This is a genomic window from Actinomadura sp. NPDC023710 (assembly GCF_040639875.1).
GTDB lineage: Bacteria > Actinomycetota > Actinomycetes > Streptosporangiales > Streptosporangiaceae > Spirillospora > Spirillospora citrea.
Window position 1 is genome coordinate 107,970 of the sequence record NZ_JBFAGB010000005.1, and the last position, 26,140, is coordinate 134,109.

Below are 26,140 nucleotides of genomic sequence, written 5' to 3' on the forward strand. Positions count from 1 at the left end.
TCACAGCCGCCTGGAGGTATCCCGGCGGCTGATTTCACGCGTCCGCATGCCACCGCAACCCTGGTGGGGCGCAGTCCCTCGGTCCGTCGCCTCGGCGACGGTGGGGCAGCACCCGGGCGCAGGCAGATAACCAAATGCGGCCCAGCAGGGCCAGAGAAGGAGAACACGGGCAATGGCACCCGTCGTCACCATGCGGCAGCTCCTCGAGAGCGGCGTCCACTTCGGCCACCAGACCCGCCGGTGGAACCCGAAGATGAAGCGCTTCATCCTCACCGAGCGCAACGGCATCTACATCATCGACCTGCAGCAGTCGCTGTCCTACATCGACCGCGCCTTCGAGTTCGTCAAGGCCACGGTCGCCCACGGCGGGACGATCCTGTTCGTCGGCACCAAGAAGCAGGCCCAGGAGTCCATCGCCGAGCAGGCGACCCGGGTCGGCATGCCCTACGTCAACCAGCGCTGGCTGGGCGGCATGCTCACGAACTTCTCCACCGTCCACAAGCGGCTCACCCGGCTCAAGGAGCTGGAGGAGATCAACTACGACGACGTGGCCGGTTCCGGCATGACGAAGAAGGAGCTCCTCGGCCTGCGCCGCGAGAAGGACAAGCTGGAGCGCACCCTCGGCGGTATCCGCGACATGGCGAAGGTTCCGAGCGCCATCTGGATCGTGGACACCAAGAAGGAGCACATCGCGGTCAACGAGGCCAAGAAGCTCGGCATCCCGGTCGTGGCCATCCTCGACACCAACTGCGACCCCGACGAGGTCGACTACCCGGTCCCGGGCAACGACGACGCCATCCGCAGCGTCAGCCTGCTGACCCGCGTCGTCGCCGACTCCGTCGCGGACGGCCTCATCGCCCGTGCGGGCGCCGCCCCCGGTGGCGACGAGAAGCCCGCCGAGGGCACCGCGGCCGCCGGCAGCGAGCCCCTGGCCGAGTGGGAGCGCAACCTGCTGAAGCCCGGCGAGGCCGACGGAGCCGCGCAGGCCCCGGCCGAGACCGAGGCCGCGGCTGAGGCCCCCGCTGAGGCCCCCGCTGAGGCCCCCGCTGAGGCTCCCGCCGAAGCTCCGGCTGAGGCCCCCGAGGCCGCTCCGGCCGACGAGGCCCCCGAAGCCGCTCCGGCCGACGAGGCTCCGGCTGAGGAGGCCCCCAAGGCAGCCGAGGCCGAGCAGGCTTGATCCCGCGGTCCCGGCGGCGTCCATGCGGACGCCGCCGGGACCGTCGCGGGTCCCACGACCAACGACGAGAGAAGCGAAGAGAGCGATGGCCAACTTCACCGCCGCTGACGTCAAGCGGCTGCGCGACCTGACCGGCTCCGGCATGATGGCCGTGAAGAACGCCCTCACCGAGGCGGACGGCGACTTCGAGAAGGCGACCGAGCTGCTGCGTCTCAAGGGCGCCAAGGACGTCGGCAAGCGTGCCGAGCGCACCGCCGCCAACGGCCTCGTCGCCGAGTACTTTGCGAACTCCGGTGACGGGGCGCTCCTGGAGCTCAACTGCGAGACCGACTTCGTCGCCAAGAACGCGCAGTTCATCGAACTCGCCCAGCGCCTGGTCGAGTTCGCGGCCGCCAACGGTGCCGCTGACGCCGCCGGCCTGCTGACCATCGAGATCGAGCCCGGCAAGACCGTCCAGGCCCTGATCGAGGAGAACAGCGCCAAGATCGGTGAGAAGCTGGAGCTGCGCCGGTTCGCCCACTTCCAGGGCGCCTACGTGGCCAGCTACCTGCACAAGTCCGACCCGTCGCTGCCGCCGACCACCGGCGTGCTGGTCGAGCTGGACAGCGAGAACCCCGAGGTCGCCAAGGACGTCGCCCAGCAGATCGCGGCGATGGCCCCCAAGTACCTCACCCGCGACGAGATCCCCGCCGCGGCGATCGAGAAGGAGCGGGCGCTCGCCGAGCAGCTCACCCGCGACGAGGGCAAGCCCGAGCAAGCCATCCCGAAGATCGTCGAGGGTCGGGTCAACGCCTACTTCCGCGACTTCGTGCTCGTGGAACAGGCGTTCGTGAAGGACAACAAGAAGACGATCGCGAAGGTCCTCGACGAGGCCGGCGTGAAGGTCGTCCGCTTCGCCCGGTTCAAGGTCGGGCAGGCTTAAGGGCACTCTGGAGACGAGTACCCGAGACATAGCGAAAGCAACGAGGAGGCCGCCGACGTGCCGGACAAGACGACCAGTAGCGCGACGGCGGCCTCGTCGTCCGACCAGCACGCGCCACGCGCGGGCTGGAAGAGGGTGCTGCTGAAGCTCTCGGGCGAGGCCTTCGCCGGACGTGACCCGCTCGGCATCGACCCGGAGGTCGTCCAGCACGTCGCCGAGGCGATCGCCGAAGCCGTCCGGGACGGCGTGCAGGTGGCGGTCGTGTGCGGCGGCGGCAACATGTTCCGCGGCGCCGTCATGGCCGAGCGCGGCATGGACCGCGGGCGCGCCGACTACATGGGGATGATCGGCACCGTCATCAACTGCCTGGCCCTGCAGGACTTCCTGGAGAAGCTCGGGCTCGACACGCGCGTGCAGACCGCCATCACCATGAGCCAGGTGGCCGAGCCCTACATCCCGCGCCGCGCCATCCGGCACCTAGAGAAGGGCCGCGTGGTCATCTTCGGCGCCGGGCTCGGCCAGCCGTTCTTCTCCACCGACACCACCGCCGCCCAGCGCGCGCTGGAGATCGGTGCGGAGGCGGTACTGAAGGCCACGCAAGTGGACGGTGTCTACGATGCCGATCCCCGAAAGAATCCAGACGCGGTCAAGTTCGACCGTTTGGAATACGGTGAAGTTCTACAGCGGAGCCTGAAGGTCATGGACGCCACGGCGATCAGCCTCTGCATGGACAACGCGCTCCCCATCGTGGTCTTCGACCTCATGGGGCAGGGCAACATCGTCCGGGCCGTCCGGGGTGAGAAGATCGGCACGCTGGTCAGCCCGGCGGAGGGCTGACCACAGCCCACGGGCCGCGCCGGACGCGGCGCGGAACCGCAGGACCAGGGCCGACCAGATGACACGGGAGTCACAGTGATCGACGAGACCCTCCTCGAAGCCGAGGAGAAGATGGAGAAGGCGGTCGCGGTCGCCAAGGAGGACTTCCAGGCCATCCGCACCGGCCGGGTCACCCCCGCGATGTTCAACAAGATCACGGCCGAGTACTACGGGACGCCGACGCCGATCAACCAGCTCGCGTCGTTCACGCTCCCCGAACCGCGCATGGTCATCGTCCAGGTCTTCGACAAGTCGTCCATGCAGGCGGTGGAGAGGGCCATCCGCGACAGCGACCTCGGCGTGAACCCCACCAACGACGGCAACGTCATCCGGGTCGTCTTCCCCGACCTGTCGGAGGAGCGCCGCAAGGAGTTCATCAAGGTCGCCGGCACCAAGGCGGAGGACAGCCGGGTCTCCATCCGCAACATCCGGCGCCGCGCCAAGGACGCCCTCGACAAGCTCGCCAAGGACGGCGAGGTCGGCGAGGACGAGGTCAGGCGTGCCGAGAAGGAACTCGACGACATGACGCACCGCTACGTGGCGCAGATCGACGAGCTACTCGAGCACAAGAAGGCCGAACTGCTCGAAGTGTGATGAGACTCGACGACGCCGGGGAGCCCTCGGGCTCCCCGGACGAGCCGGAGGTCGACATGGCCGGCCCACCCCCCGGTGAAGCACTGGACTCGCCCCCAGGGGCGGACGGCTCCGGCGACCCCCCGTCTTCCGGTGACTCCGTGCCTTCCGGTGACTCCGTGCCTTCCGGCGGCGCGACCCCCGCTCGGAAGCCTGAAGGCAAGACGGGGCGAAACCTCCCGCTCGCCATAGGCGTAGGCGTCGCGCTCGGCGCTCTCGTACTGCTCTCGCTGTACACGGTCAAGGAGATCTTCCTTGCCGTGATGGTCGTGTTCCTGTTCCTCGGCATGCGGGAACTGACCGAGGCCTTCAAGAGCCGTGACATCCGCGTCCCGTTCATCCCCGTCGCGACGGGAATGGTCGGTACGCCCGTCGTCGCCTACGTGTGGGGCGCCACCGCCACCGTCGCGGCGGTCTCGCTGACGGTCCTGGCGCTGCTGATGACGCGCATGACCGAGGGCGCCCCCGGATACGTGCGGGACGTCACCGCCGGATCGCTCGTGGCCGGCTACCTGGTGCTGATGGGCGGGATCGTCGCGCTGCTCATGCGTCCCGACGACGGCGACCACCGCACCGTCATCTTCATCGCCACCACGGTCGCCAGCGACATCGGCGGCTATTTCGCCGGATCCTTCCTGGGCAAGCACAAGCTCGCGCCCACGATCAGCCCGAAGAAGACCTGGGAGGGCGTCACCGGGTCCGCCGTCACCTGCATGATCGTCGGCGGGTGGCTGGTGTGGTGGCTCCTGGACGGCGGTCACATCTGGCAGGGCGTGATCATCGGGCTCGCCGCCGTGGTCACCGCGACCGCCGGCGACCTCGTCGAATCGATGATCAAGCGGGATCTCGGCATCAAGGACATGGGAACGCTCCTGCCCGGCCACGGGGGAGTGATGGACCGTCTCGACTCCCTCGTCGCGACGGCCCCCGTCGTCTGGCTGCTGCTGGAACTGTTCGTCCCCAGTTAGGACGTCCTGGGGGCGTTCCTTGGCCGGATGCGGACCGCCCCTGAAAGACGAGCCGCCCTCAGGAGACGACCCAGGAACGGCCTTGCTGGGCCAGACGCCGGATGAGCGCGTCGGATCCCTCGCTCTTGGCGAACCGGTGCTCCTCGCCCGTGATGGGCACGAGCCACAGCCATCGGACGGCGTCGCCGCTCAGCCTCAGCCCGGTCATGCCGGGGGCCTCAGGACCCGCGAGACGGTTCGGGTCGTCCAGGAGGAGCACGCCCTCCCAGGACGACTCGCCATTGCCAAGGGGGAACGTGCGCGCCTCGTGGTACCACTTGACGACGTCCCCAGGCGCGAACCACGTCACCGACCGCCACGGGTATTGCGCCAGCCACGGGAAGATGCTGCCCGACCGCTGGCTGGGCAGAGTACTGGCGACCGCCAGTTCAATGCGTCCGTAGGGGGCGACGTCGTCCTCGTACAGTTCGACCGTGGGCATCCGCTGGCGGCTCATCCCGACCGTGCTCAGAACGGTGAACTCCCGGTCACCCCTTGCGGGCCGCTCCGAGACCCCCACCGTCGGCGCCATGCTCGGCTTGCCGCTCGCCAACTGGCGTCCGACATCGTGCCAGTAGTGGCCACTCGGGCCCAGGCGTTGCAGCAGGTGACCGAGAATCGACTGCTGGAACTCCGCCCAGGAGCCGTCCGCGCGGCACCTCTTCCAGTGCTCGCGCGCCTGGTCGACGCGCGGTCCGAAGTCGTCGATCTCCTCGTCCAGAGGGAAGGCGAACGGGCTCTGCAGCATGGCGTCGCGGGCGTAGCCGGGAATGCCGCGCCCCATGTCCGACCAGCCGGGGATCACCAGCAGCAGGTCGCCCTCCTCCAGGAGGGCCACACCGTCGCCCTCCTCGAACCAGACGACCTCCAGCCCCTCAGGGTTCAGGGCTGGGCGTCCTGCGGGGTGGCGCACATGGGACTCCGGCAGCAGAGGGGCGTGGCCCGCGTCGAGCCGCGACTGCTCCAGATCGCGTGGGGCCTCGCGGTGGTTCGCGACCCACACCGCTCCGACCACCGAGTCACGCGCGTCCTTCAGATAGGCCGCGGTGACCTCGCCGTCGGTCTCGACGGTGAGCCGCCGGCTGCCGTACGGGCTGGCCGCCGCGTGGACGACGGTGGCCGCTGACCCCCGGGGCGAGGCGGCGCCCCTGCGCAATACCGACATGATCGAGACCTTAGCCGCAGACAAGACCGTGTGCAGGAATGTCGCTGTTCAGGTATGGAGGGCGTCCAGGACGGACGATGCACGCGCAGGTGTTTGCGACACTGGGAGGACCATGTCTACCACCCAGCCCTCCGCGACCGGCGCCGCGCCCAAGAAGACCCCGGCGAAGCTCGTCTTCGCCGCACCGAGGCGCGGCAAGCCGCCGAGGCATCTCGCCGACCTCACCACGGCCGAGCGCCGGGAGGCGGTCGCCGCGCTGGGGGAGAAGCCGTTCCGCGCCGACCAGCTGTCGCGCCACTACTTCGCGCGCCTGACCGACGACCCCGCCAACATGACGGACCTGCCGGCCGCCGTCCGGGATCGCCTCGTGTCCGAGCTGCTCCCTTCGCTGCTGACCCCCGTACGCGAGTTGGACTGCGACGGCGGGACGACCCTCAAGACCGTCTGGAAAGCCTTTGACGGCGTCCTGTTCGAGTCGGTCCTGATGCGGTACCCGGACCGGGCGACGATGTGCGTCTCGTCCCAGGCGGGCTGCGGGATGAACTGCCCCTTCTGCGCGACCGGTCAGGCCGGACTCACCCGCAACCTTTCCACGGCCGAGATAGTCGAGCAGGTCGCCGCGGGCGCGCGCGCACTCGCCCGTGGACGCGTCCCGGGGGGTCCGGGCCGCGTCTCCAACATCGTCTTCATGGGCATGGGTGAGCCTCTGGCCAACTACAAGGCCGTGATAGGCGCGGTCAGGCGCATCACCGACCCGGCGCCCGCCGGGCTGGGCATCTCTCAGCGTTCGGTCACGGTCTCCACGGTCGGGCTCGTCCCGGCCATCGAGAAGCTCGCCGCCGAGGACATGTCGGTCAGGCTGGCGGTGTCCCTGCACGCGCCCGACGACGAGTTGCGCGACGACCTCGTGCCCATCAACAACCGGTGGAAGGTCACCGAGGTCCTGGACGCCGCCTGGGCCTACGCCGACCGCAGCGGGCGCCGCGTGTCCATCGAGTACGCCCTCATCAAGGACATCAACGACCAGGCCTGGCGGGCTGATCTTCTCGGAAGGCTCTTGCGCGGGCATCTCGTACACGTCAATCTGATCCCGTTGAACCCGACGCCGGGTTCCAAGTGGACCGCCTCTCGGCCCGAGGACGAGCGCGAGTTCGTCCGGCGGCTGGAGGCCCACGGGGTCCCGGTCACGGTGCGCGACACTCGGGGCAGGGAGATCGACGGGGCCTGCGGGCAGCTGGCCGCGGCGACCAAGGACTGAGCGCGCCGCGGGCGCGTTCCTGGCGCCGTGCGGCGCGCGGGAACACGGCTGAGGAGCGCTGTGCCGGTGAAGACGGGTACACGGCTGCCGGTGGTCCTGCGGGGCTATGACCGGGGCCAGGTCGACGCCCTGCTCAAGCGGATATCGCAGGCGCTGAACGGCGGACCGCCGGTGCCCGTGGACGAGGTGCGCCGGGCCCGCTTCACCACCGTCCTGCGCGGCTACGACCATCGCGCGGTGGACGAGTTGCTCCGCGAGTGCATCAGGGAGCTCCAGGCCCGGGCGCCGATCGGGGAACGTCCCGGCCGCACCCGCGCCCAGCCTGCCTGGCTGATCAACTGGATCCAGAACGCGCGGTTCTCCGGCGCCGGCCTGCGCCCCGGCTACGACGTGCGGGACGTGGACGCCTTTCTCGAGCGCGTGATCGCCGGCCTGCGCGGCGTCGCCCCGCCCGTGACCGCCCGGGACGTGCGGGAGAGCGCGTTCCGCACCGTCCGCTTCGGACCGAGCTACGACGAGCAGGAGGTCGACCGCTTCCTGCTGCAACTCGCGGCCGCCCTCGAACGCTGACGAAGTTATCCACAATTTCGCGGGATGCTGCGCGCCGTGTGAGGGCCGCGCCACGCTACGTGCATGGATCCCTTCGCCCCCCAGTACCGACGGCTCCGAGCCCTCCTCGACTCCTTCCTCGCGCCGGAGATCACGGCCATCCTGCTGCCCCTGATCAGGCCCGGGCTGCGCCTTTCCTCCCACGGTGAGGTGCCCGTCCACCTCGGAGGCACCCCGCAGCTGCCGCCGGGCGAGCCGTGGCCGACGTGGAACGGCCGTCCGCTCGACTTCTTAGGCGCGATCGACTTCGCGGGCCTCGGCGGCCTGCCGAAGGTCCCGGGCCTGCCCGCCTGCCGCGCCGCGTTCTACTACGCGAGCGAGATCCCCCGTCCGTGGGGCGACGAACCCGACCAGCGCGACGGCTGGCGCGTCTTCACCGGCGACCTGCGCCCGGCGACCCCTCCGCCGGGCACCCTTTCCTACCCGCAGACCACCTTCGGCGCCGCTCCGTTCCTCTCCCTGCCATCTCCCCAGGAGGAAGTCGTCCAGCGCCTGGAGATGGTCTACGACGGCATCGTGCCGGTGTACGAACAACTGCACACCGCATGGACGCGCCACACCTGCCCGGACGATGCACCCGCCCACCAACTGGGCGGCTGGCCGACCCTCGTCCAGCGTCCTCTCGGCCCCGACTGCCTGTACGCCTCGACCGGCCGCACACTGAACTCCCTCAATCCTCCGGCCCTCACACCGGACGAGCAGCGCGCGGTCGAGGAGTGGCACCTCCTCCTCCAGCTCGACTCCGACGACCGCCTCGGCTGGTACTGGGGCGACCCGGGCCGCATCTACTTCTGCAACCGCCGCGACACCCCCTTGGAGCAGACATGGCTGACCGTCCAGGCCGCGTAACCCACCCTGGGTCATCTCCCGGGCGCCCGCCCGCTGGTACAGATCGAGCTGCGCCGCGGCGTGCCCACTGGAACGCGGAACGCGACGGCGGTCGGCCCTCGGTGACGTCCCCGTGGCCCTTGCAAGCACGCGGCGGCGCGACGTCTGCGGATAGAGACGACCGCGAACAGGTGGCGAGGAGCGTCAGCACACGGTCGCGACGGCCTGCTTCCTGCCGAGACGCTTTTACATCTTCGAGGGCGAACAGAAGCCGTCGCTTACCTCCGCCGGTGGGACCACGACTACGAGATCGGCCGCATCCCCGCGGGGCGCGGCGCCCTGGTCATGTGCGGTGGGCACGGCGGCGTGATGACCGCCCTGCTCGCGGGCGCTTCGCCCATCAAAGCGCCGGCTGCCTCACCGGCAAAGACCGCATCAGCGGGCGCAGGCGCGGTGTGAGCTGGTGCTCGCTGGCGCCCGCCCTCCGCGACGCCGTCCGCGCAACGGGCCGGGTGCCCCAACCCGTTCGGGTCGCGGCCCTCAGAGGCAGGAGATCAGGGGGCGCATGGGGGCCGGGTGGGCGAGGTCGGGGGCGCGGGGTGATCAGGAGGTGCGGCGGGTGGTGAGGAAATAGGCGGTGCCGACGACTGTGGACCAGACAAGGAGATGGAGAGCGGTGGTGGGGAAGTGCGAGACGAAGACGTTCGGGCCGTCGTGAGCAGCGCGCATCCATCCGATCATCGGGATGGAAAGCCAGGAGAGCCTTCCCATGCTCAGGAGAAGGAGCGCGGTCGCGCCGCCGAGGAGCGCCAGCAGCGAGACACCGGGATCGGGGATGAGGGCACGGCTCGTCCATGCCCCGAGCAGCGTGCCCGGGATGGCGACGAGGAGATTCAACGCGCAGCCCGTCAAGATCGCCCGTCCGGACGAACCCGCCTGGAGGGCCTGGATGAGGGGGACGGCCAGTGCCGCGACGCCCAGTGAGACGTTCACCCCGTACGCGGCGAGCAGGCCCGCCCACGTGGGCGCGGACGGGCCACGGGCCGCGGTGGCGGTCAGAGAGCGCTGCTCGTCGGGCTGCGTGTCGAGGAGGGCGCGGGCCGCCCACGCCCACACGGGGAACATGAACGCCGCCACGTCCGCGAACGTCCGCACGGCGAGTTCGCCGGCGTCAGGGCCGCTCGGTCCCTGCGCGAGGACCAGCGCCACGATCAGGGCCACCACGATCAGCGGCTGGAGGACGCGCAGCGAGCGGAGATATCCCGCCACGTGGAATCGGACGAGTGCGATCAATCTTCGCGCCTCCGCACCCGGTAGCCGTCGGCCCTCAGCTTCGTCTCCACGGTGTCGGCCTCGTCTCCGGGCACCTCGACCTCCAGGACGGTCCAATGGCCGGGGTCCGCGGAGGCCAGCGGGGTCACGGAGCCGTTGGCGACGTGCCAGCGGTCGACGCCGGGCATCGCCTCGATGCAGCGCTGGTGGTCGCTGACGACGACCGTGGAGCCGCGCGAGGCCAGCTCGGAGATCAGCTCGGGGAGCGAATCGCGGGTGGCGGCGTCCAAGCCCGCGAAGGGCTCGTCCAGGATCAGCAGCTCCGGGTCCGCCATGAGCGCCTGCGCGAGCCCGATCTTCTGAGCGCTGCCTTTCGACAGTTCGGACAGCCGAACATCGAGGAGGTGGTCGAAGCTCAGGCGCTCTGCCCAGACGTCGCCGGTGTCCGCGGGGACGCGCCGTATGGCCGCCATGTGGCCCAGGTAGGCCCGGACGCTGAAGGGCTGGTCGACCGGGAACCGCTCCGGCGCGTACCCCACTCGGGCGGGGCGGTCTCCGACGACGCCCTCTCGTGGCCTGCGCAGGCCGGCGATCACGCGGAGCAGCGTGGACTTCCCCGCGCCGTTATGCCCGGTCACCTCGGTCACGCTTCCTTCGGGAAGCGACAACGTGACGTCCCGGAACACCCAGGGGTCTCGGCGCCGATAACGAAAGGCGACACGCTCCAGCCGCATGGCACCCAGACGGTAGAGCCCCTCGCGTAAGAACGGCGTTAGCCCACCCCGCCGCCGAAGGCCGAGCCCTGACACGGGGACTACGGAGGGGACGGGAACGGAGGTTCGGGATGACGGTGAGGCGGGTGCGGTAGCCGGGGGCTCAGTTAGGTGGAGGTGGTGACTGCTTTGGAGAGGCGGCTTGCGTAGGTGGCGGCTTCGGAGTCGGAGGCGTATTTCTGGCGAGGCCAGAAGAAGCCGCGGAGGCCGTCCTTGGGGTTGCGCGGAACCACATGTACATGCAGGTGGGGGACGCTCTGGCTGATCCGGTTGTTCATGGCGACGAACGAGCCGGCTGCTTGGAGTACGGATTCCATCGCCCCGGCAAGGCGTTGGGCTTGCGCGAAGAACGGGCCGAGGAGGTCTTCGGGCAGATCCGTGAGCGTCTCGTAGTGCGTCCGGGGGACCAGCAGCGTGTGCCCCTTGAACAGCGGCCGGGCGTCGAGGAACGCCACCGCGTCCGGCGCGTCCAGCACGACGTGCGCGGGCCGCTCCCCCTTGATGATTTCGCAGAACAGACACGCCTTGCTCACAGCCTCACCCATCCCCCTATTCTCCAGCCCCACCCGCAAGGGACCGCAAGTCGGCCGAACGCCACCGACGGCCTCGGGGAGACGGCGCTGATCACCCTCTCACCCAAGGGCGGGCGGTCCTGGCCCGCGGCCGATCGCCCTGGGAACGATCCGCGCCCACGTACTTGGAGGTGCTGAGCCTGAATGTTTCCGACGCCAGCCGCAGGCCGGAGGCGGCGAAGGCCACTCTGAAGATTCCCCTGAGACCGGCCGAGCGCTGTCCGCGACCAGACCTTGTGCGATCGAGTCACAGCGCGGTGGCGGCTGTGATCGCGGTCGCGAGTAGAAGTAGCAGCGTAGGTCGCTCTGAATTTCCTGAGACCGTGTGGCCGCTGTCCACGACCAGAGCTTGTGTGATCGAGTCACGCCGAGGTGGCGGTGTTGATCGCGATGGCGGTGTTGATCGCGGTCTGCGAGCAGAAGCAGCAGCGAGGGGCGTTCTGGAGATTTCCTGAGACCGTTTGAGCGGCGTTCGCGACCAGTGCTTGTGCGGTTGAGTCACGCCGAGGTGGTGGCGGTGATCGCGGTCTGCGAGCGGGAGTAGCAGCGAGGGTTGCTCTGGAGATTTTCTGAGACCGTTTGAGCGGCGTTCGCGACCAGTGCTTGTGCGGTTGAGTCACGGCGCGGTGGTGGCGGTGGTCGCGGTCTGTGAGTTGGAGGAACGAGGTCGCCGGGGGTGGGTTTCATGATCGGCTTTGGAGGCCGCCTGGACGAGACCCTTGAGGAGACTGAGGCGCGCCCTTAGCCGGACCTGCCCGTTGCCAGGAGGGCCAGGGTCGTGTCCAGGGGCTGGGCGTCTTGAGGGTGGGGGGTGGACGGGCTCCACCAGCGGATCGCGGCTATCTCGGGGGTGGGCGTGAAGGTGGTGTGGCGGGTTGGGGCTTGGGCTGTGTAGAGGGCCGCGTATTCGTAGCAGGGCGGTGATGCCAGGTGGAAGCGGGCGTAGCCGGCGAGTGTGAGAGCGGGGAGGTGGAGGCCGGTCTCCTCATGGAGTTCGCGGACGGCTGCTTCCAGGGGTGACTCGGCCGCTTCGATCCGGCCGCCGGGGAGCTCCCATTGGCGGCGGTGGCGGTCATAGACCAGCAGGAGATGGTGGTCGTGCCAGACCGCCGCCAAGGCCGCGGGCATGGGAGCGTCACCGGGGACGGCGCGGTCGGCCGGGAGGAGGGCCGTCAGCGCATTGCCCTGGTGGTCCTTGGCCAAGGGATCGCACATGGAAGGGTCAGGACAGGGCCAGCAGCAGGGCCGTATAGGGAGGGATCGGGTCGGGGGCGGGCTCCGCCGACTCCTGGGAGGCGGCGTGTTCGTAGAGGTCGCGTTCGGCGCGGTCCAGGGCGGCTGACAGGACGAAGTCGGTGACCGACCAGCCGATCAGCTCGGCCGCCGCGCGGATCACGAGGAATTGCTCCACCGTGGTCCGAAAGGTGATGTGATCGTCGGCGGGATCGGCCGGAAGGTCCTGGCGAACCGACTCGGGCATGGCCGGTCTCCTTCCTCGCGGCCTTTCAAAGTACGCCGCGAGGAGTTGCCAGGACATCCCCTCTGAGAACGAGAATCGACGGGTGTCCGGTGGAGTCAGCGGGTTCCCCAGGAGTAGGTCTGTTTGCGAAGTTTGAGGTACACGAAGCTCTCGGTGGAGACGACGCCCGGTACGGCGCGGATACGGCCGAGAAGTTCCAGAAGACGTTCGTCGTCCTCGCAGACGAGCTCCAGGAGGATGTCGAACGAGCCCGCGGTGATGACGACGTAATCGATCTCGTCCAGGGCGGCGAGCTCGTCGGCGATCCTCTCCAGGTCGCCTTCGCACCTGACACCGATCATCATTTGGCGGTGGAAGCCGAGCATGAGCGGGTCGGTGACGCCGACGATCTGCATGACGCCCGTGTCGAGGAGCTTCTGCACGCGTTGGCGCACGGCGGCCTCGGACAGGCCCACGGCCTTGCCGATGGCGGCGTAGGAGCGGCGGCCGTCCTGCTGGAGCTGCTCGATGATCTGCTTGGCGGTCTCGTCGAGCTGGACGCGGGGTGCCCGTTCCATCCGGTTCTCCTAGCTGCGGCATCGAGGGTGTGAGGCCTCTGGGCCAAGTGAATCAGTCGTGAAATTCGATCGTAACAACGGAATCACTTGTGTTGGGCGGACACCTCTGTAAGGGTCGGGCCAACAGGACACAACGGGCGACGGCGCCCAGGAGGGACCTGAGGATGAGCGGCGAGCGGCTGCGCAACTTTATCGGCGGAGAGTACGTCGACGCCAAGGACGGGCGGACGCTGGAGGTGGTCGACCCCAGCACCGGCGAGACGTATGCGGAGGCGCCCGTGTCCGGCGCCGAAGACGTCGACGCCGCGTTCCGCGCGGCGTCCGACGCGTTCCCCGCCTGGCGCGACGCCACGCCGGGCGAGCGGAGCCTGGCGATGCTGCGCTTCGCGGACGCGGTCGAGAAGCGGGCGGAGGACCTCGTCAGGGCGGAGAGCCGGGACACCGGCAAGCCGGTCCAGATGACCCTGGACGAGGAGGTGCCGCCGATGGTGGACAACCTCCGGTTCTTCGCCGGGGCGTCGCGGGTGCTGGAGGGCAAGGCGTCCGCCGAGTACATGGCCGACCACACCTCCTCGATCCGGCGGGAGCCGATCGGGGTGTGCGCGCAGGTGACGCCCTGGAACTACCCGATGATGATGGCGATCTGGAAGATCGGGCCGGCGCTGGCGACGGGCAACACCGTGGTGCTCAAGCCGTCCGAGACGACGCCGGCGAGCACGCTGATGCTGGCGGAGATCGCGGCCGAGTTCCTGCCCCCGGGCGTCTTCAACGTGGTCTGCGGCGACCGCGGCACCGGGCGTTCGCTGGTGGAGCACCCGACGCCGCAGATGGTGTCGATCACCGGGAGCGTGCGCGCCGGCATGGAGGTCGCCGCGTCGGCGGCCAAGGACCTCAAGCGGGTGCACCTGGAGCTCGGCGGCAAGGCGCCGGTGGTCGTGTTCGACGACGCCGACGTCGAGGCGGCGGCGACGGGCATCGCCGAGGCCGGGTACTTCAACGCGGGCCAGGACTGCACGGCGGCCACCCGCGTGCTGGTCGCCGACCGGCTGCACGGGGAGTTCACCGAGGCGCTCACCGAGGCCGCCAAGGGGACGGTCGTCGGGCCTCCCAGTGACGCCGACGCCTTCTACGGGCCGGTGAACAACGCGAACCAGCTGGAGCGCGTCCAGGGCTTCATCGAGCGGGCGCCCAGCCACGCGAAGGTCCTCACCGGCGGCGAGCGCGTGGGGGAGCGCGGCTACTTCTTCGCGCCGACCGTCGTGGGCGGCCTCAGGCAGGACGACGAGATGGTGCAGAACGAGGTGTTCGGCCCGGTCATCACCGTCCAGAGCTTCTCGGACGAGGCTCAGGCCGTGGAGTGGGCCAACGGCGTCAAGTACGGCCTCGCCGCCAGCGTCTGGACGCAGAACCACGGCCGCGCCATGCGCATGAGCAAGGCGCTGGACTTCGGTGCCGTGTGGGTCAACACCCACATCCCGCTGGTGTCGGAGATGCCGCACGGCGGCTTCAAGCACTCCGGCTACGGCAAGGACATGTCGATGTACGGAATCGAGGACTACACCCGCGTCAAGCACGTCATGCACTACATCGGCGGCTGAGCGCCGCCGACCGGAGCCCGTGAAGGAAGCCCCGCCCATGACCGAGACCCACCCCGCCGCGGCGCGCGACGATCCGGCCCGCGCGGTCCCCGCGATCGAGCTCGCGGGAGTCGAGAAGGACTACCACGCCTACGGCGAGACCGTGGCGGCGGTCCGCGGCGTCGACCTGTCGATCGCGGAAGGGGAGTTCTTCTCCCTGCTCGGCCCGTCCGGATGCGGCAAGACGACGACCATGCGCATGATCGCCGGCTTCGAGGAGCCGACGGCGGGGCGGGTCCGGCTGCGCGGGCAGGACGTCACGGACGTGCCACCCAACAGGCGCGACGTGAACATGGTGTTCCAGTCGTACGCGCTCTTCCCCCACATGAGCGTCTTCGAGAACGTCGCGTTCGGCCTGCGCCGGCGCGGCGTTCCGAAGGCGCACCTCACGCGGCGGGTGGGGGAGATGCTGGAGATCGTCGATCTGGCGGGACGGGAGAGGCGCCGTCCCGCCGAGCTGTCCGGCGGCCAGCAGCAGCGGGTCGCGCTGGCCCGGGCGCTGGTCAACGAGCCGCGGGCGCTGCTGCTGGACGAGCCGCTCGGCGCCCTCGACCTGAAGTTGCGCCAGGCGATGCAGGTCGAGTTGAAGCGGATCCAGCGGGGGGTCGGCGTCACGTTCGTGTACGTGACGCACGACCAGGGCGAGGCGCTGACGATGTCGGACCGCATCGCCGTCATGAACGACGGGGTGATCGAGCAGCTCGGCACGCCGCGGGAGATCTACGAGCATCCCGCGACGCGGTTCGTGGCCGGGTTCATCGGGACGTCCAACCTGCTGGACGGGGAGGTCACCGGGGCGGGGCCGGGCGGCGCGGTGCTCTCCCACGGCCCGGACGGGCGGATCGAGGTCCCGTTGCGCGACGGCCGGGAGGCCGTCGAGGGGGAGCGGGTGGAGCTGACCGTCCGCCCAGAGAAGATCGGCATCGGGCCGGACAAGCCGGGGGACGGGCAGTGCGCCGTCCGGGGGACCGTGACCGAGGTCGTGTACCTCGGGACGTCGACGAACTACAACATCACCACCTCCGCCGGCGCCGACGTCGTCGTGTTCCTGCAGAACGCGACGTCCGCCGACGACATCGCCGTGCGCGGCGACAGCGTCTGGCTGTCGTGGGATCCGCGCCACTCGTACGCGATAGGAGCCCCGCAGTGAGCCAGTTCGACCCCGCTTTCCTCCGCGGACTCACAAGGCCGCGTCTGGCACGTTCCGACGCGGGCGGTCCGGCCCGCCGCGACGTCCTGAGGCTGATGGGCGCGGCGGGCGCCGGGCTCGCCATGTCGGCGTGCGGGGTGAAGGGGCAGGGCGGCAAGGAGAAGGTCAGCCAGAGCGACGTCGAGAAGTACTGGGCGGGCAAGACCGGGAGCGGTCGGCTCAACTGGGCGAACTGGCCGGGCTACATGCAGGACGACCGGGAGACCATCAAGGCGTTCGAGAAGGAGACGGGCGTCAAGGTGACCTACAAGGAGGTCATCCAGGAGATGGCCCCGTGGTTCGGCAAGATCCAGGCGCCGCTGGCCGCCGGGCAGTCCATCGGCTTCGACCTGATGGTGATGACGAACGGGATCCAGCTGGAGCAGTGCCGCCAGCTCGGCTACCTGGCGCCGCTCGACCTGTCGAAGCTGCCGAACTTCCAGGCGAACGCGGGCCCGTCGTTCAGGAACCCGTCCTACGACCCGGGCAACGCCTTCACGGTCCCCTACGAGTCCGGGGTCACCGGAATCGCGTACAACACCAAGTACGTGAAGGAGGAGATCACCAGCATCGCCCAGCTGTTCGACCCGAAGTACAAGGGCAAGGTCGGCATGATGGGCGACTCGCAGGAGCTCGGGAACTTCGGGATGTTCCTGCTCGGCATCGACCCGGAGAAGTCGACGAAGGCGGACTGGGAGAAGGCCGCCGCCAAGCTGCGCGAGCAGCGCGACAAGGGCATCGTCCGCAAGTACTACAGCCAGGACTACGTCGACGCCGTCAGCAAGGGCGACGTGTGGATGACCATGGCGTGGTCCGGGGACGTGTACAGCCTGACCAGCCCGGACGTGAAGTTCGTGGTGCCCAGGGAGGGCGGCACGATCTGGACCGACAACCTGTGCGTCCCGAAGACCGCCGAGAACCCGGTGGACGCGCTGACCCTCATGAACTGGCTCTACGTCCCGGAGAACAACGCGCCGCTGACCGAGTTCATCAACTACATGCCGCCGATCCCGGCCACCCAGAAGCTCATCGCGCAGAAGGCGGAGCAGGCCGGCGGCGCGGACAAGAAGGACCTCACCCGGCTCAGCACCAGCCCCCTGGTCTTCCCGTCGCAGGCCGACCTGGCCCGGCTGCGGCACTACCGGCGGCTCACGCAGGCCGAGGAGACCGAGTACCAGAAGATCTTCGAGCCGATCTCCAAGGGATCGTGATGGCGGGGGTGCGGGGGCGGCTCGCGCCGTACCTCATGATCCTGCCGGGCGGGCTGTGGCTCGCGGTGTTCTTCCTCGTCCCGATGGTGCTGATGGTGTCCCTGTCGCTGCAGACCGGGAACCTCATCGACGGCTTCCAGCAGACGCTGCACTGGCAGAACTACACCGACGGGTTCGGCACCTACGGCGACAAGTTCGTCCGGTCGCTCTGGTACGGGCTGGTCGCGACGATCGCGTGCATCGTGCTCGCCTACCCGGCCGCGTACTGGATCGCGTTCCGCGGCGGGCGCGCCAAGTCGACGTACCTCTTCCTGCTGCTGCTCCCGTACTTCGTCTCGTTCATCCTGCGGACGGTGTCATGGAAGCTCGTCCTCACCGACAACGGGCCGATCCTCGGGCCGCTGCGCGACCACGGCGTCCTGCCGGAGGGCTTCCACGTCCTCGACACCGGGGTCGCGGTGGTGTCGGGGCTCGCCTACAACTTCCTGCCGTTCATGGTCCTGCCGATCTACGTGGCGCTCGAGCGCATCGACCCGCGCGTGGTGGAGGCGGCCTACGACCTGTACGCGAGCCGCGCGCAGGCGTTCCTGCGGGTCATCCTGCCGCTGTCGCTGCCCGGCGTGTTCGCCGGCGTGATCATGACGTTCGTGCCGGTGTCGTCGGACTACGTCAACGCCGAGGTGCTGGGCGGCCCGCAGAACACCATGATCGGCAACGTCATCCAGACCGAGTACTTCAACAACAGCGCCTACCCGACGGCGTCCGCGCTGTCGTTCACGCTGATGGCGGTCCTGCTCGTCGGCATCTTCGCCTATGCCCGCACACTCGGCACGCAGGACGTCCTGGAGGCGGCGGGACGATGACGACGCACACCAAGGCCCCGGTGACGCTCACCAAGACCCCGCAGCGGCGGCGGCCCCGCAGGCGCCGGATCTCCGGCCTGCACCTCTACACCCTCGGGCTGATCGCGTGGCTGATCCTGCCGATCGCGATCATGATCCTGTTCGGGTTCAACGACACCCGAAGCAAGCAGAACTTCCAGTGGCAGGGCTTCACGCTCAGGTGGTACGCGCACCTGTTCGACAAGAGCGACCTCACCGCGGCCGTCGTCAACTCGCTGACGATCGCGCTGCTCAGCACGCTGATCACCACGGTCATCGGGACGTTCGCGGGCCTCGCGCTCGGCCGGTACCGGTTCCGCGGGAAGGGCTCGACGAACCTCGTGCTGTTCATGGCGATCTCCTGTCCGGAGATCGTGATGGGCGCGTCGCTGCTGTCGATGTTCGTCACGTTCAACCTGCCGCGCGGCTACCTGACGATCCTCCTCGCGCACGTGATGTTCTCGATCGCGTTCGTGGCCGTGACGGTCCGGGCCCGCGTCGTCGGGCTCGACCCCGCGGTGGAGGAGGCGGCGCAGGACCTCGGCGCGGGCCCCTGGACGCGGTTCCGCCTGGTCACCCTGCCGATGATCATGCCGGGGGTGCTGGCGGGGGCGCTGCTGGCGTTCGTGCTGTCCATCGACGACTTCGTCATCACCAACTTCACCAGCGGCGCCACCGTCACGTTCCCGCTGTGGATCTACGGCTCCACCAGGACGGGGACGCCGCCGCAGGTCAACGTGATGGGGACGCTCATCTTCGCGGTCGGCGTGCTGATCGCGGTGGTGTCGGCGCGGCGCAGCATCCGCGCGCGAACGTGAACGTCGCCGCGTCGCTCGCCGGCGCCGCCCCGGAGCCGTTCTGGCTCCAGGACCCGGCCCGCCCCGGCGCGGGCCCGGCGCTGTCCGGCGCGCTGACGTGCGACCTCGCCGTCGTCGGCGGCGGGTACAGCGGCCTGTGGACGGCGCTGCTCGCCAAGGAGCGCGACCCGTCCCTGGACGTGGTCGTGGTGGAGGCCGGCCGGATCGGCGCCGCCGCGTCCGGCCGCAACGGCGGGTTCTGCGCCGCCAGCCTCACCCACGGCCTGGAGAACGGCCTCGGGCGCTGGCCGGACGACGTCCACGCGCTCGAACGCCTCGGCTGGGACAACCTGCGCGCGATCGCCGAGACCCTGACCCGCCACGGCATCGACGCCGAATGGGAGCCGACGGGGGAGATGAGCGTCGCCACCGAGGAATGGCAGGTGCCCGCGCTCCAGGAGGCGGCGGAGAAGGCCTACGAGCACGGCTGGGAACCGATCATGCTCGGCCCGGAGGCGGTCCGCGCAGAGGTCGACTCGCCCACCTACCTCGCGGGCCTGTGGGACCGCGACGCCGTCGCCATGGTGCACCCGGCGAAGCTCGCCTGGGGCCTGGCGGCGGCGTGCCGCGCCCTCGGCGTCCGCGTCTTCGAGAACACCCGCGTCACCGCGCTGCGCCCCGACGCCCGCCGGCTCCGGCTGACGGCCGCCGCGCCCCCGCGGCGAGGCGACCGGGCACCCCGCCCGCTCGGGACGGTCACCGCCCGGAACGTCGCCCTGGGGACCGGTGCCTTCCCACCGATCCTGCGGCGCCTGCGCAACTACGTCGTCCCGGTGTACGACTACGCCCTCGTCACCGAGCCGCTCACCCCCGCGCAACGCGAGGCCGTCGGATGGCGGCACCGGCAAGGGCTCGGCGACAGCGCAAACCAGTTCCACTACTACCGGCTGACCGCCGACGACCGGATCCTGTGGGGCGGCTACGACGCCGTCTACCACTTCGGCAACGGAATGCGTCCCGGCCTGGAACGGCGTCCCTCCACGTACGCGACCCTGGCCCGGCACTTCTTCACGACGTTCCCGCAACTGGAGGGCGTGCGCTTCACCAACGCCTGGGGCGGCGTCATCGACACGTGCAGCCGCTTCTGCGCCTTCTACGGGACGGCCTACGACGGCAGGCTCGCGTACGCGGCGGGTTACACCGGCCTCGGGGTCGGCGCCACCCGCTTCGGAGCGGACGTCATGCTCGACCTCCTGCGCGTCGGGCTCGCGCCCGGCGAGGAGACCGAACGGACACGGCTGGCGATGGTGCGCTCCAGGCCCGTCCCGTTCCCGCCCGAGCCGCTGCGCTACGGCGTCATCGAGCTGACCCGGCGCGAGATCGCCCGCGCGGACCGCAACGCGGGACGCCGCGGCCTCTGGCTTCGCACCCTCGACCGCATGGGCCTCGGCTTCGACTCCTGACCCTGGGGGGAGGGGGGATCAGTCCGGCGACTCTTCGACCGTGCCGAAGATGACCGACGAGACCTCCAGGTAGAGCTGCTCCGGGTACGGCATGAAACCGACGTTGCGGAGCGCCTGCTTCTGGCCCGCGGACTCCATCACGAACTCGCCGTAGCCGAAGATCCGCCCGAGCACCGAGCGGTTCAGTGCGATGTCGGTGACCTTGGCGAGCGGCATCATCGCGACGTTGCGGTTGAGGACCCCGTTGACGACCATCACCCGGTGCTCGGTGACCAGGAAGAAGTCCACCGACCAGGCGATCACCTTCCAGGCCAGGTAGCAGACGGTGATCAGCCACAGCCACCAGATCCAGATCTGCCCGCTGACCGCGCTCGCCGCACCGCACGCGATGAGCCCGGCGACGACGACCGCCACCGGCAGCAGCAGGACGGCGGGATGCCGCCGCACCGCGATGACACGGCCCTCGTAGGACATCAGATACTTGTCGACGGTCCGCGACGAGGTGTCGCGGTGCACCATCATGTCCTGCAGATTCACGGCGGCGTCCTCGTCATGATCCGGGTGGGTCAACCGTAGCCGACGCGGCACCGGCGGTGCAGGGGCCCGCACGGTAAGGGCCCCGGCTCCGCGCGGGGCCTTGTCGGACGCGGATCCGTTCGCCGATCATGGTCTTCATGGACGGCGACGCCGAGAATCCGCAGGAGCCCGGCAAGCCGCGCGGCGAGTTCGCGCCCGACGTGACCGGACGCCCCATCTGGCGGCTGCTGCTGAGGGGCCTCGGCGTGTACCTGCCCGGCTGGGAGATGCCCGCGGGCGCGCTGCGCGTCCGGGACGGGGCGCCGCCGGCGGGGTTCGGCCCGCCCGCCTACCTGAACGGCGACGCCGGCTTCGGCGTCCAGGTCCCCGACCGCCGCCGGGGCCTGGAGCCGGACCGCGAGATCTACGTGCGCGGCCGGGAGAACCCGAGCTTCGGGATCGTCGTCGCGGGCCCGTCGGCGGCGATCGGCAGCCGCGTCGTGGACGCCGCGGTGCTGATGCGGTTCGCGCGGAGGCTGACGTTCGAGGAGCTCGTCGACACCGGCGACGCCGACTCCGTCCCGTACGCGGTGCGCGGGGCGCGGGCGGTGGAGAACGCGGTGTTCCTCGACCGCGCCGCCGGGATCGGCCTCTGCGTCGAGGCCGACCCGCGGACCGGCGCCCTGCGCTGCCCCCTGTACGTGCGCATCGGCGGCCCCGCGGAACGTTCCGTGCGGGCCTACGGGGCGGTGGCCCAGCCGGTGAGGTCCCACAGCTGATGGGACGGCAGCCGCCGCAGCCGGACGCTCGCGTCGGCCGGGTCCCAGAACACCTCGTCGCTCTCCAGCTCCAGCGACTGCGCGGCCGTCAGCACCGCGCACAGCAGCTCGTCGCGCGTCCGGACGGCCATGAGCGGGCCGATCTGCACGACGGCGCCCGAGCACTCCGCCAGCGTCCTCAGGAGCGACTTGAGGGCCGCCTCGTCCTCGGGCCCGCGCACGGCCTCCACTCCCGCGGGGACGCCCGGTTCCACCCGCGCGAGGCCCCGCCTGGCCTCGCCGCCGGAGGCGCCGTTGCCGGGCCGGGCACCGGCGCCCGCGGAGATGAGCAGGGCGCTGAACACGCCTGCCAGGTCCTCGCTGGCGTGCCCGCCGAGGAAGTAGCGGCGGCGCTCCGGTGAGCCGGGCGTGCCGTTCGGGCCCTCGGCCGTGCGGAACCGCACGGCCAGCCGGCTGGCGCGCACGCACCGCTCGTACATGTCGCTGAGGATGTCCTCGAGCTGCTCGTCGCGCGTCCACAGCCGCCCCGTCGCGGTGACGGCGTCGCCGTGGGCGCGGGGACGCCCGGTGAGCGCCGCCGTGACGGTGTCGTCGAGCTCGCCCTCGGTGAACTGCAGCAGCTCGGCGACGACGTCCTCGACGTCCTCCAGGGTGCGGGTGAGGGCGCGCTGCAGCTCCAGGATCTCCTCGCCGCCGCGCTCCAGGTCCGCGAGCCGGCCGAGCGCCTCGTCGACCTTGCCGTCGGCGGCCCCGCCGCCCGCACCGGTGGCGGCCCGCACCGACGTCTCGACCTCGCCGAGCTTGCGGCGCAGCGCGGCGAGGGTGATGCGCTGCTGCTCCAGCTCGTGCAGCCTGCCCGCCTGGGTCCGCAGGTAGTCGTCCGCCTGGTGGACGAGGCCCGCGAGCTCCTCCACCTGCCCGGTGTTCTGCCGGAGCCGGGTGTCGAGCGCGGGCAGCACGTCCTGCTTGACCCGCGACAGCTCCGCGGTGAGCTGCTCGCCGACGGTGACCAGCACGTTGTTCTGCTTGGTGACCTGGTCGTTCAGCTCGTCGATCCGGCGGGTGAAGGCATGGGCCTGGTCCCGGCTCTGCTTGCCCGCGTACAGTTCGAGCGCCCCCACCACGACGCACATCACCACCAGGATGACCGTCGTCATTGCACTCCTCGGGCGTGACGGTGATTACCGGAACGGGTTTTGATCGCGACCATAACTTACGATCACGTGCGCCGACCGGAACTTACGTAACCGACTGATCTCAGTGACCGGCCGGTCTCACCTGTCCTTCCCGTGCCATTCCGTAACGCCTTCCGTGCTCTTCGTGACGGATTCTCAGACGCAGCCCTCGAATTGCGGGACGGTGGTGGTCACCCTCAGCCCGGCGGGGCGGAACCACGTGTCCAGCAGCCGCGCCGCGGTGCCGTCCTGGTACATCCGCGTGATCGCCTTGTTGACCGCCTCGCAGCCGTCGACGTCGCCCTTGCGGATGCCGACGCCGTAGGGCTCGTCGGTGAAGGGGGCGTTGACCAGCGTGAGACCGCCGCCGCCCCCGGACGCCTTCGCCGCGAGGCCCGCGAGGATCAGGTCGTCGGTCGAGACCGCGTCGAGCCGCCCCTCGGTGAGTTCGGTGAGGCAGCCGGCGTACCCGCTCGCCTCGACCGGCAGCGCGGCCACGCCCTGCTCGTCGTGGACGCGCGGGAACGACACCGAACCCTGCACGCGGCAGAGCCGCCGCCCTTTCAGGCCGTCGATGTCGCGGATGGCGCGGGCTTCGGACCTGCGGACGAGAATGTCCTGGTGGGCCACATAGTAGGGACCCGCGAACGACACCTTCACCTTGCGTTCCGGCGTGATGGAATAGCTCGCCACCACGAGGTCGACGTCCCCGTCCTGGAGCATTTTCTCGCGGGTCGCCGACGTCACGCGCTTGAACGTCACGTCGCCGGGACCCACGCCCATCCGCCGGGCGACCTCTTTCGCGATGTCGACGTCGAATCCCGTGAAAGTGCCGTCCGCGCGCCGTTCGCCGAGTCCCGGCTGGTCGCCGTTCACGCCGATGACGAGAGCGTCCTTTCCGGCGACGGTGTCCTCACCGGCGTCGGCGATCCCGCACGCCGTTCCCGCGCCGAGGACGGCCGCCGCCGCGAGGACCGCCGCCGCGAGGCGCCGCACCCTCACTTCGACCACCGGTACTCGGCCAGGCGGGGGCGGACGCCGACCAGGACGAGCGCGGCGATGACGACGCCCGCCGCGGGCAGGACGGCGTACCAGCCGCTCGTGCCGCCGTCCCCGTCCTTCACGGCCTCGTCGAACGCCTTCTGGTGGATGGCGACCAGCGCCTGCAGGGAGCGGTCGTACCGGGTGAAGTCGGCGGCGGCGGCGCCGCGGGCGGCGACCGCCTCGTCGCGCCGATCCCGGTCGACCAGGTCGCGCATCCGGCGGTCGTTGGCCTGGACCTTCTGGTAGTCGGCGAGCACCCTGTTCATGACGTCCGTCAGCTGCGCCTTCTGCCGGGCCGACTGGACCGGCCGGTCGGCCTCGGTGCCGAGGAAACCGAGGAATCGCACGCGGCCGGGCTCGACGGTCAGATCCTTCTGGACGGCCGCGTTGTACTGGGTCAGGTTGCCGGCCTTCAGGTACAGGACGGTCTGGGACTTGCTCAGGTAGACCTGCTCATAGGCGTCGGCCCGCCCGGGGTCGAGCAGGAACCGCGTCTCGTCGGCGTTCGCGCTGTTGCTGATGGCGCGCGTCCGCGAGAGCCCCAGGATCGAGTCGAAGCCCTCCTCCTTGGCCTGGCGCAGATGGTTCGCCTGGCCGGTGAGCATGAGGGACCCGGCCGCGACCAGGGCGAGCGTGCCGAGCGTCGCCAGCGCGAGCGGAACGTTCAGCAGCCGCCGGAACCGCCGGGCCAGGAAGAGCTGGAACCCGAGGAGGACGGCCAGGAGCGCCACGCCCGCGACGAGGAGGCCCGTGCGGCCGAGGAGGACCGCCGAGCGCTTGTCCTCGTAGGTGTGCCGGACGAGGGTGCCGTTGTCGAGCGTCAGGTTGTAGGCCTTCGGCAGCAGGTCCAGCTTCATCAGGTCGGTCGCCTGCCGGTAGAGGTCGACGACCTTCTGGGCCGGCGGCCCGGACGCGTGCGGGGACTGCCGGTCCAGCAGCAGGGCCTGCCCGGCGAGGCGCTCGTAGCGGGCCAGCGCGTCCAGCAGGTCCCGGGCCGTGTTGTTCTCGGTGGTCTCGTCGGCGAGCTTCGCGGCCTTCAGCAGCGCGTCGCCGGCCTTGCGCCGGTTCTGGTCGTAGCGGGCGAGCGCCTGCTCGCGTCCGCCGCCCGCCGCGTCGCCGATCAGCAGTGCGTCGGCGAGCTGCGCGTCCATGTCGGAGAGCTGGAAGTACAGGTCGCCGGTGGCGACGACCTGCGGGCCCGCGTCGTGCCCGATGACCCGCACCCCCTCGCGGGCGTTCCCGATCGCCGCCCAGGCGACGCCGAGCAGCGCCACCAGCAGCACGAGCGACAGCACGGTGAGCGTCCTGACACGGGCCGCGACGGTGCGGGGGAGCAGCCGCGCGGGACCGGACGGCGTCCCGTCGCTCGGCAGGAGCAGCGCCTCGCTCCCGCCGCGGGTGGGCGGCGGAGCCTGCGCGGCGGGGGCCGGGCGGCCCGCCGGCGGGGACTGCTGGACGGCGGTCATGTCGCCTCGCCTCGGGTGAGCGTGATGGTGGTCCAGGCCCCCACGTGGATCCGGTCGCCGTCGGAGACCGGGATCTCCACGTTGTACGGGATGGGGTCGGTGGAGCCGTTCACGCAGGTGCGGTTGGTCGAGCCGGGGTCGACCAGCGTCCAGGTGCCGTCGGGCTTCGCCAGCAGCACCGCGTGGACGTGGGAGACGCCGGGGTCCTCGGGCGGCTCGCGCAGGTCGATCTCGGGCGGGGACGGCTGCGAGGAGCTGCGCCGCCCGATGCGGACCTGCTGCCCGGCGAGCGGGACCCGCCGCTCGGGCGCGTACGGGGGGAACGCCAGGGACGCCGAGTCGGGCCCCTCCTCGGCGATGACCGTGCTGTAGTACTCGCGGTCGGCGCGCACGACCGCCGTCCACACCGTCCCGGGCACCGGCGGCGCCGGAACGGGCGGGGCCGGGACCGGCGGGGCCGGGACGGGAGGAGCGGGCACGGGCGGAGCCGGAACCGGCGGGGCCGGAACGGGGGGAGCGGGCACGGGCGGCGCGGGCGGGCGCCGCAGATCGGACGGCCCGCGCGGCGTCGCGCCCGGCTCGGACGGGACGGGCACCGCGGGCTCCGGCGCGACCGCGGGCTCGGGCGCCGGCGTGGGCTTGCCGCCCCCGATGGCGAAGTCGTAGCCGCACGCCTCGCAGAAGCGGTCGGTGCCGGGCGTACCGCAGTCGGGGCACGCGGACCCGCCCGGCGACGACCGCGGACCGGACGCGCCGGGGGCCGCGCCGGAAGGGGCGCCCTCGATGCGCTCGCCGCAGACGTCGCAGTAGTCCTGCGCGTGCGAGGTGTGTCCGCTGGGGCAACTCGCCATGC

At 70.5% G+C, this 26,140-nt stretch carries 27 protein-coding genes; 15 read left to right on the top strand and 12 right to left on the bottom strand.

The genetic code is table 11. The features are described from left to right. The first annotated feature begins 172 nt into the window (after positions 1 to 172). The 5 genes from rpsB (at position 173) to AB0H37_RS07815 (ending at position 4,576) form a co-directional block, all read left to right on the top strand. The gene (gene rpsB / locus AB0H37_RS07795) at positions 173 to 1,177 is read left to right on the top strand and encodes a 30S ribosomal protein S2 (protein ID WP_360611893.1); all 1,005 of its coding nucleotides are present in this window, start codon (positions 173 to 175) and stop codon (positions 1,175 to 1,177) included. 85 nt (positions 1,178 to 1,262) lie between these two features. Then, complete coding sequence (tsf, locus tag AB0H37_RS07800) at positions 1,263 to 2,099, top strand: translation elongation factor Ts (protein WP_179833380.1); 837 nt, start codon at positions 1,263 to 1,265, stop codon at positions 2,097 to 2,099. Positions 2,100 to 2,156: 57 nt separating this feature from the next. After that, a complete protein-coding gene (gene pyrH / locus AB0H37_RS07805; protein WP_179833381.1) occupies positions 2,157 to 2,936 on the top strand; it encodes a UMP kinase in 780 nt (259 codons plus the stop codon). Positions 2,937 to 3,011: 75 nt separating this feature from the next. Continuing rightward, positions 3,012 to 3,569, top strand: a complete 558-nt coding sequence (gene frr, locus AB0H37_RS07810) for a ribosome recycling factor (RefSeq protein ID WP_179833382.1) — start codon at positions 3,012 to 3,014, stop codon at positions 3,567 to 3,569. After that, entirely contained in the window at positions 3,569 to 4,576 is a 1,008-nt protein-coding gene (locus AB0H37_RS07815) for a phosphatidate cytidylyltransferase (RefSeq protein WP_360611894.1), read from the top strand. The genes frr and AB0H37_RS07815 overlap by 1 nt, the downstream gene beginning before the upstream one ends. Positions 4,577 to 4,634: 58 nt before the next feature. Here AB0H37_RS07815 and AB0H37_RS07820 read toward each other — a convergent pair whose 3' ends face one another. Further along, positions 4,635 to 5,780, bottom strand: a complete 1,146-nt coding sequence (locus AB0H37_RS07820; RefSeq protein WP_360611895.1) for a suppressor of fused domain protein — start codon at positions 5,778 to 5,780, stop codon at positions 4,635 to 4,637. Between the two features lie 112 nt (positions 5,781 to 5,892). Here AB0H37_RS07820 and rlmN point away from each other — a divergent pair, with 112 nt between their 5' ends. From rlmN to AB0H37_RS07835, 3 genes are all read left to right on the top strand, one after another. Beyond that, the gene (gene rlmN, locus AB0H37_RS07825) at positions 5,893 to 7,038 is read left to right on the top strand and encodes a 23S rRNA (adenine(2503)-C(2))-methyltransferase RlmN (protein WP_179833384.1); all 1,146 of its coding nucleotides are present in this window, start codon (positions 5,893 to 5,895) and stop codon (positions 7,036 to 7,038) included. A gap of 66 nt (positions 7,039 to 7,104) precedes the next feature. Then, a complete protein-coding gene (locus AB0H37_RS07830; RefSeq protein ID WP_329093962.1) occupies positions 7,105 to 7,608 on the top strand; it encodes a DivIVA domain-containing protein in 504 nt (167 codons plus the stop codon). A gap of 63 nt (positions 7,609 to 7,671) precedes the next feature. Next, positions 7,672 to 8,496 (top strand): YwqG family protein, encoded by an 825-nt coding sequence (locus AB0H37_RS07835; protein ID WP_360611896.1) that lies wholly within the window; start codon positions 7,672 to 7,674, stop codon positions 8,494 to 8,496. Between the two features lie 582 nt (positions 8,497 to 9,078). Here the strand turns inward: AB0H37_RS07835 and AB0H37_RS07840 are convergent. The 6 genes from AB0H37_RS07840 to AB0H37_RS07865 form a co-directional block, all read right to left on the bottom strand. Beyond that, positions 9,079 to 9,768: a hypothetical protein gene (locus AB0H37_RS07840; protein ID WP_329093958.1), complete on the bottom strand. Its 690-nt coding sequence runs from the start codon at positions 9,766 to 9,768 to the stop codon at positions 9,079 to 9,081. Then, positions 9,765 to 10,481: an ATP-binding cassette domain-containing protein gene (locus AB0H37_RS07845; protein ID WP_360611897.1), complete on the bottom strand. Its 717-nt coding sequence runs from the start codon at positions 10,479 to 10,481 to the stop codon at positions 9,765 to 9,767. Before AB0H37_RS07845 ends, AB0H37_RS07840 begins: the two co-directional genes overlap by 4 nt. A gap of 146 nt (positions 10,482 to 10,627) precedes the next feature. After that, complete coding sequence (locus AB0H37_RS07850) at positions 10,628 to 11,065, bottom strand: HIT family protein (protein WP_360611898.1); 438 nt, start codon at positions 11,063 to 11,065, stop codon at positions 10,628 to 10,630. A gap of 768 nt (positions 11,066 to 11,833) precedes the next feature. Further along, positions 11,834 to 12,307, bottom strand: a complete 474-nt coding sequence (locus tag AB0H37_RS07855) for an NUDIX hydrolase (protein WP_360611899.1) — start codon at positions 12,305 to 12,307, stop codon at positions 11,834 to 11,836. A 7-nt stretch (positions 12,308 to 12,314) separates the two neighbouring features. Further along, positions 12,315 to 12,572 carry a DUF1778 domain-containing protein gene (locus tag AB0H37_RS07860; protein WP_179833389.1) on the bottom strand — a complete coding sequence of 86 codons (258 nt, stop codon included), beginning with the start codon at positions 12,570 to 12,572 and terminating at the stop codon, positions 12,315 to 12,317. Between the two features lie 95 nt (positions 12,573 to 12,667). Next, positions 12,668 to 13,129, bottom strand: coding sequence for an Lrp/AsnC family transcriptional regulator (locus AB0H37_RS07865; protein ID WP_329093949.1), 462 nt, complete (start codon positions 13,127 to 13,129; stop codon positions 12,668 to 12,670). A gap of 164 nt (positions 13,130 to 13,293) precedes the next feature. On the opposite strand from AB0H37_RS07865, the gene AB0H37_RS07870 reads away from it, so the two are divergent. Genes AB0H37_RS07870 through AB0H37_RS07895 form a run of 6 tightly spaced genes read left to right on the top strand, consistent with a single transcriptional unit; the run spans position 13,294 to position 20,307 of the window. Further along, positions 13,294 to 14,727 carry a gamma-aminobutyraldehyde dehydrogenase gene (locus AB0H37_RS07870; RefSeq protein WP_360611900.1) on the top strand — a complete coding sequence of 478 codons (1,434 nt, stop codon included), beginning with the start codon at positions 13,294 to 13,296 and terminating at the stop codon, positions 14,725 to 14,727. Between the two features lie 37 nt (positions 14,728 to 14,764). Continuing rightward, positions 14,765 to 15,916, top strand: a complete 1,152-nt coding sequence (locus AB0H37_RS07875) for an ABC transporter ATP-binding protein (protein WP_360611901.1) — start codon at positions 14,765 to 14,767, stop codon at positions 15,914 to 15,916. Next, the gene (locus tag AB0H37_RS07880; RefSeq protein ID WP_360611902.1) at positions 15,913 to 17,166 is read left to right on the top strand and encodes a spermidine/putrescine ABC transporter substrate-binding protein; all 1,254 of its coding nucleotides are present in this window, start codon (positions 15,913 to 15,915) and stop codon (positions 17,164 to 17,166) included. The genes AB0H37_RS07875 and AB0H37_RS07880 overlap by 4 nt, the downstream gene beginning before the upstream one ends. Next, on the top strand, positions 17,166 to 18,029 hold the full coding sequence (locus AB0H37_RS07885; protein WP_179833392.1) for an ABC transporter permease: 864 nt from the start codon (positions 17,166 to 17,168) through the stop codon (positions 18,027 to 18,029). Before AB0H37_RS07880 ends, AB0H37_RS07885 begins: the two co-directional genes overlap by 1 nt. Then, positions 18,026 to 18,865 carry an ABC transporter permease gene (locus tag AB0H37_RS07890; RefSeq protein ID WP_360611903.1) on the top strand — a complete coding sequence of 280 codons (840 nt, stop codon included), beginning with the start codon at positions 18,026 to 18,028 and terminating at the stop codon, positions 18,863 to 18,865. Before AB0H37_RS07885 ends, AB0H37_RS07890 begins: the two co-directional genes overlap by 4 nt. Continuing rightward, positions 18,862 to 20,307 (top strand): FAD-dependent oxidoreductase, encoded by a 1,446-nt coding sequence (locus AB0H37_RS07895; RefSeq protein ID WP_360611904.1) that lies wholly within the window; start codon positions 18,862 to 18,864, stop codon positions 20,305 to 20,307. The genes AB0H37_RS07890 and AB0H37_RS07895 overlap by 4 nt, the downstream gene beginning before the upstream one ends. A gap of 18 nt (positions 20,308 to 20,325) precedes the next feature. Here AB0H37_RS07895 and AB0H37_RS07900 read toward each other — a convergent pair whose 3' ends face one another. Continuing rightward, complete coding sequence (locus AB0H37_RS07900; RefSeq protein ID WP_308427148.1) at positions 20,326 to 20,844, bottom strand: PH domain-containing protein; 519 nt, start codon at positions 20,842 to 20,844, stop codon at positions 20,326 to 20,328. 137 nt (positions 20,845 to 20,981) lie between these two features. Here AB0H37_RS07900 and AB0H37_RS07905 point away from each other — a divergent pair, with 137 nt between their 5' ends. Further along, complete coding sequence (locus AB0H37_RS07905; protein ID WP_360611905.1) at positions 20,982 to 21,602, top strand: hypothetical protein; 621 nt, start codon at positions 20,982 to 20,984, stop codon at positions 21,600 to 21,602. On the opposite strand, the gene AB0H37_RS07910 is transcribed toward AB0H37_RS07905, so the two are convergent. The 4 genes from AB0H37_RS07910 to AB0H37_RS07925 all read right to left on the bottom strand — a co-directional run bounded on the left by AB0H37_RS07910 (position 21,563) and on the right by AB0H37_RS07925 (position 26,138). Beyond that, positions 21,563 to 22,759, bottom strand: a complete 1,197-nt coding sequence (locus tag AB0H37_RS07910) for a hypothetical protein (RefSeq protein ID WP_179833396.1) — start codon at positions 22,757 to 22,759, stop codon at positions 21,563 to 21,565. The two genes, AB0H37_RS07905 and AB0H37_RS07910, sit on opposite strands and share 40 nt — an antisense overlap. Before the next feature lie 174 nt (positions 22,760 to 22,933). Further along, complete coding sequence (locus tag AB0H37_RS07915) at positions 22,934 to 23,788, bottom strand: glutamate ABC transporter substrate-binding protein (RefSeq protein WP_329093932.1); 855 nt, start codon at positions 23,786 to 23,788, stop codon at positions 22,934 to 22,936. After that, positions 23,776 to 25,287 (bottom strand): hypothetical protein, encoded by a 1,512-nt coding sequence (locus tag AB0H37_RS07920; RefSeq protein ID WP_329093930.1) that lies wholly within the window; start codon positions 25,285 to 25,287, stop codon positions 23,776 to 23,778. Before AB0H37_RS07920 ends, AB0H37_RS07915 begins: the two co-directional genes overlap by 13 nt. Continuing rightward, positions 25,284 to 26,138 carry an FHA domain-containing protein gene (locus AB0H37_RS07925; protein ID WP_360611906.1) on the bottom strand — a complete coding sequence of 285 codons (855 nt, stop codon included), beginning with the start codon at positions 26,136 to 26,138 and terminating at the stop codon, positions 25,284 to 25,286. The genes AB0H37_RS07920 and AB0H37_RS07925 overlap by 4 nt, the downstream gene beginning before the upstream one ends. Positions 26,139 to 26,140: the final 2 nt, after the last annotated feature.

Coding starts and splice junctions, on each gene's coding strand:
- AB0H37_RS07925 (WP_360611906.1), bottom strand. CDS start 26,138: ATGGCGAGTTGCCCCAGCGGACACACCTCGCACGCGCAGGACTACTGC.
- AB0H37_RS07910 (WP_179833396.1), bottom strand. CDS start 22,759: ATGACGACGGTCATCCTGGTGGTGATGTGCGTCGTGGTGGGGGCGCTC.
- AB0H37_RS07875 (WP_360611901.1), top strand. CDS start 14,765: ATGACCGAGACCCACCCCGCCGCGGCGCGCGACGATCCGGCCCGCGCG.
- AB0H37_RS07920 (WP_329093930.1), bottom strand. CDS start 25,287: ATGACCGCCGTCCAGCAGTCCCCGCCGGCGGGCCGCCCGGCCCCCGCC.
- rpsB (WP_360611893.1), top strand. CDS start 173: ATGGCACCCGTCGTCACCATGCGGCAGCTCCTCGAGAGCGGCGTCCAC.
- AB0H37_RS07905 (WP_360611905.1), top strand. CDS start 20,982: ATGGACGGCGACGCCGAGAATCCGCAGGAGCCCGGCAAGCCGCGCGGC.
- AB0H37_RS07835 (WP_360611896.1), top strand. CDS start 7,672: ATGGATCCCTTCGCCCCCCAGTACCGACGGCTCCGAGCCCTCCTCGAC.
- AB0H37_RS07845 (WP_360611897.1), bottom strand. CDS start 10,481: ATGCGGCTGGAGCGTGTCGCCTTTCGTTATCGGCGCCGAGACCCCTGG.
- rlmN (WP_179833384.1), top strand. CDS start 5,893: ATGTCTACCACCCAGCCCTCCGCGACCGGCGCCGCGCCCAAGAAGACC.
- AB0H37_RS07860 (WP_179833389.1), bottom strand. CDS start 12,572: ATGCCCGAGTCGGTTCGCCAGGACCTTCCGGCCGATCCCGCCGACGAT.
- AB0H37_RS07885 (WP_179833392.1), top strand. CDS start 17,166: ATGGCGGGGGTGCGGGGGCGGCTCGCGCCGTACCTCATGATCCTGCCG.
- AB0H37_RS07890 (WP_360611903.1), top strand. CDS start 18,026: ATGACGACGCACACCAAGGCCCCGGTGACGCTCACCAAGACCCCGCAG.
- AB0H37_RS07850 (WP_360611898.1), bottom strand. CDS start 11,065: ATGGGTGAGGCTGTGAGCAAGGCGTGTCTGTTCTGCGAAATCATCAAG.
- AB0H37_RS07870 (WP_360611900.1), top strand. CDS start 13,294: ATGAGCGGCGAGCGGCTGCGCAACTTTATCGGCGGAGAGTACGTCGAC.
- AB0H37_RS07815 (WP_360611894.1), top strand. CDS start 3,569: ATGAGACTCGACGACGCCGGGGAGCCCTCGGGCTCCCCGGACGAGCCG.
- tsf (WP_179833380.1), top strand. CDS start 1,263: ATGGCCAACTTCACCGCCGCTGACGTCAAGCGGCTGCGCGACCTGACC.
- AB0H37_RS07865 (WP_329093949.1), bottom strand. CDS start 13,129: ATGGAACGGGCACCCCGCGTCCAGCTCGACGAGACCGCCAAGCAGATC.
- AB0H37_RS07820 (WP_360611895.1), bottom strand. CDS start 5,780: ATGTCGGTATTGCGCAGGGGCGCCGCCTCGCCCCGGGGGTCAGCGGCC.
- AB0H37_RS07855 (WP_360611899.1), bottom strand. CDS start 12,307: ATGTGCGATCCCTTGGCCAAGGACCACCAGGGCAATGCGCTGACGGCC.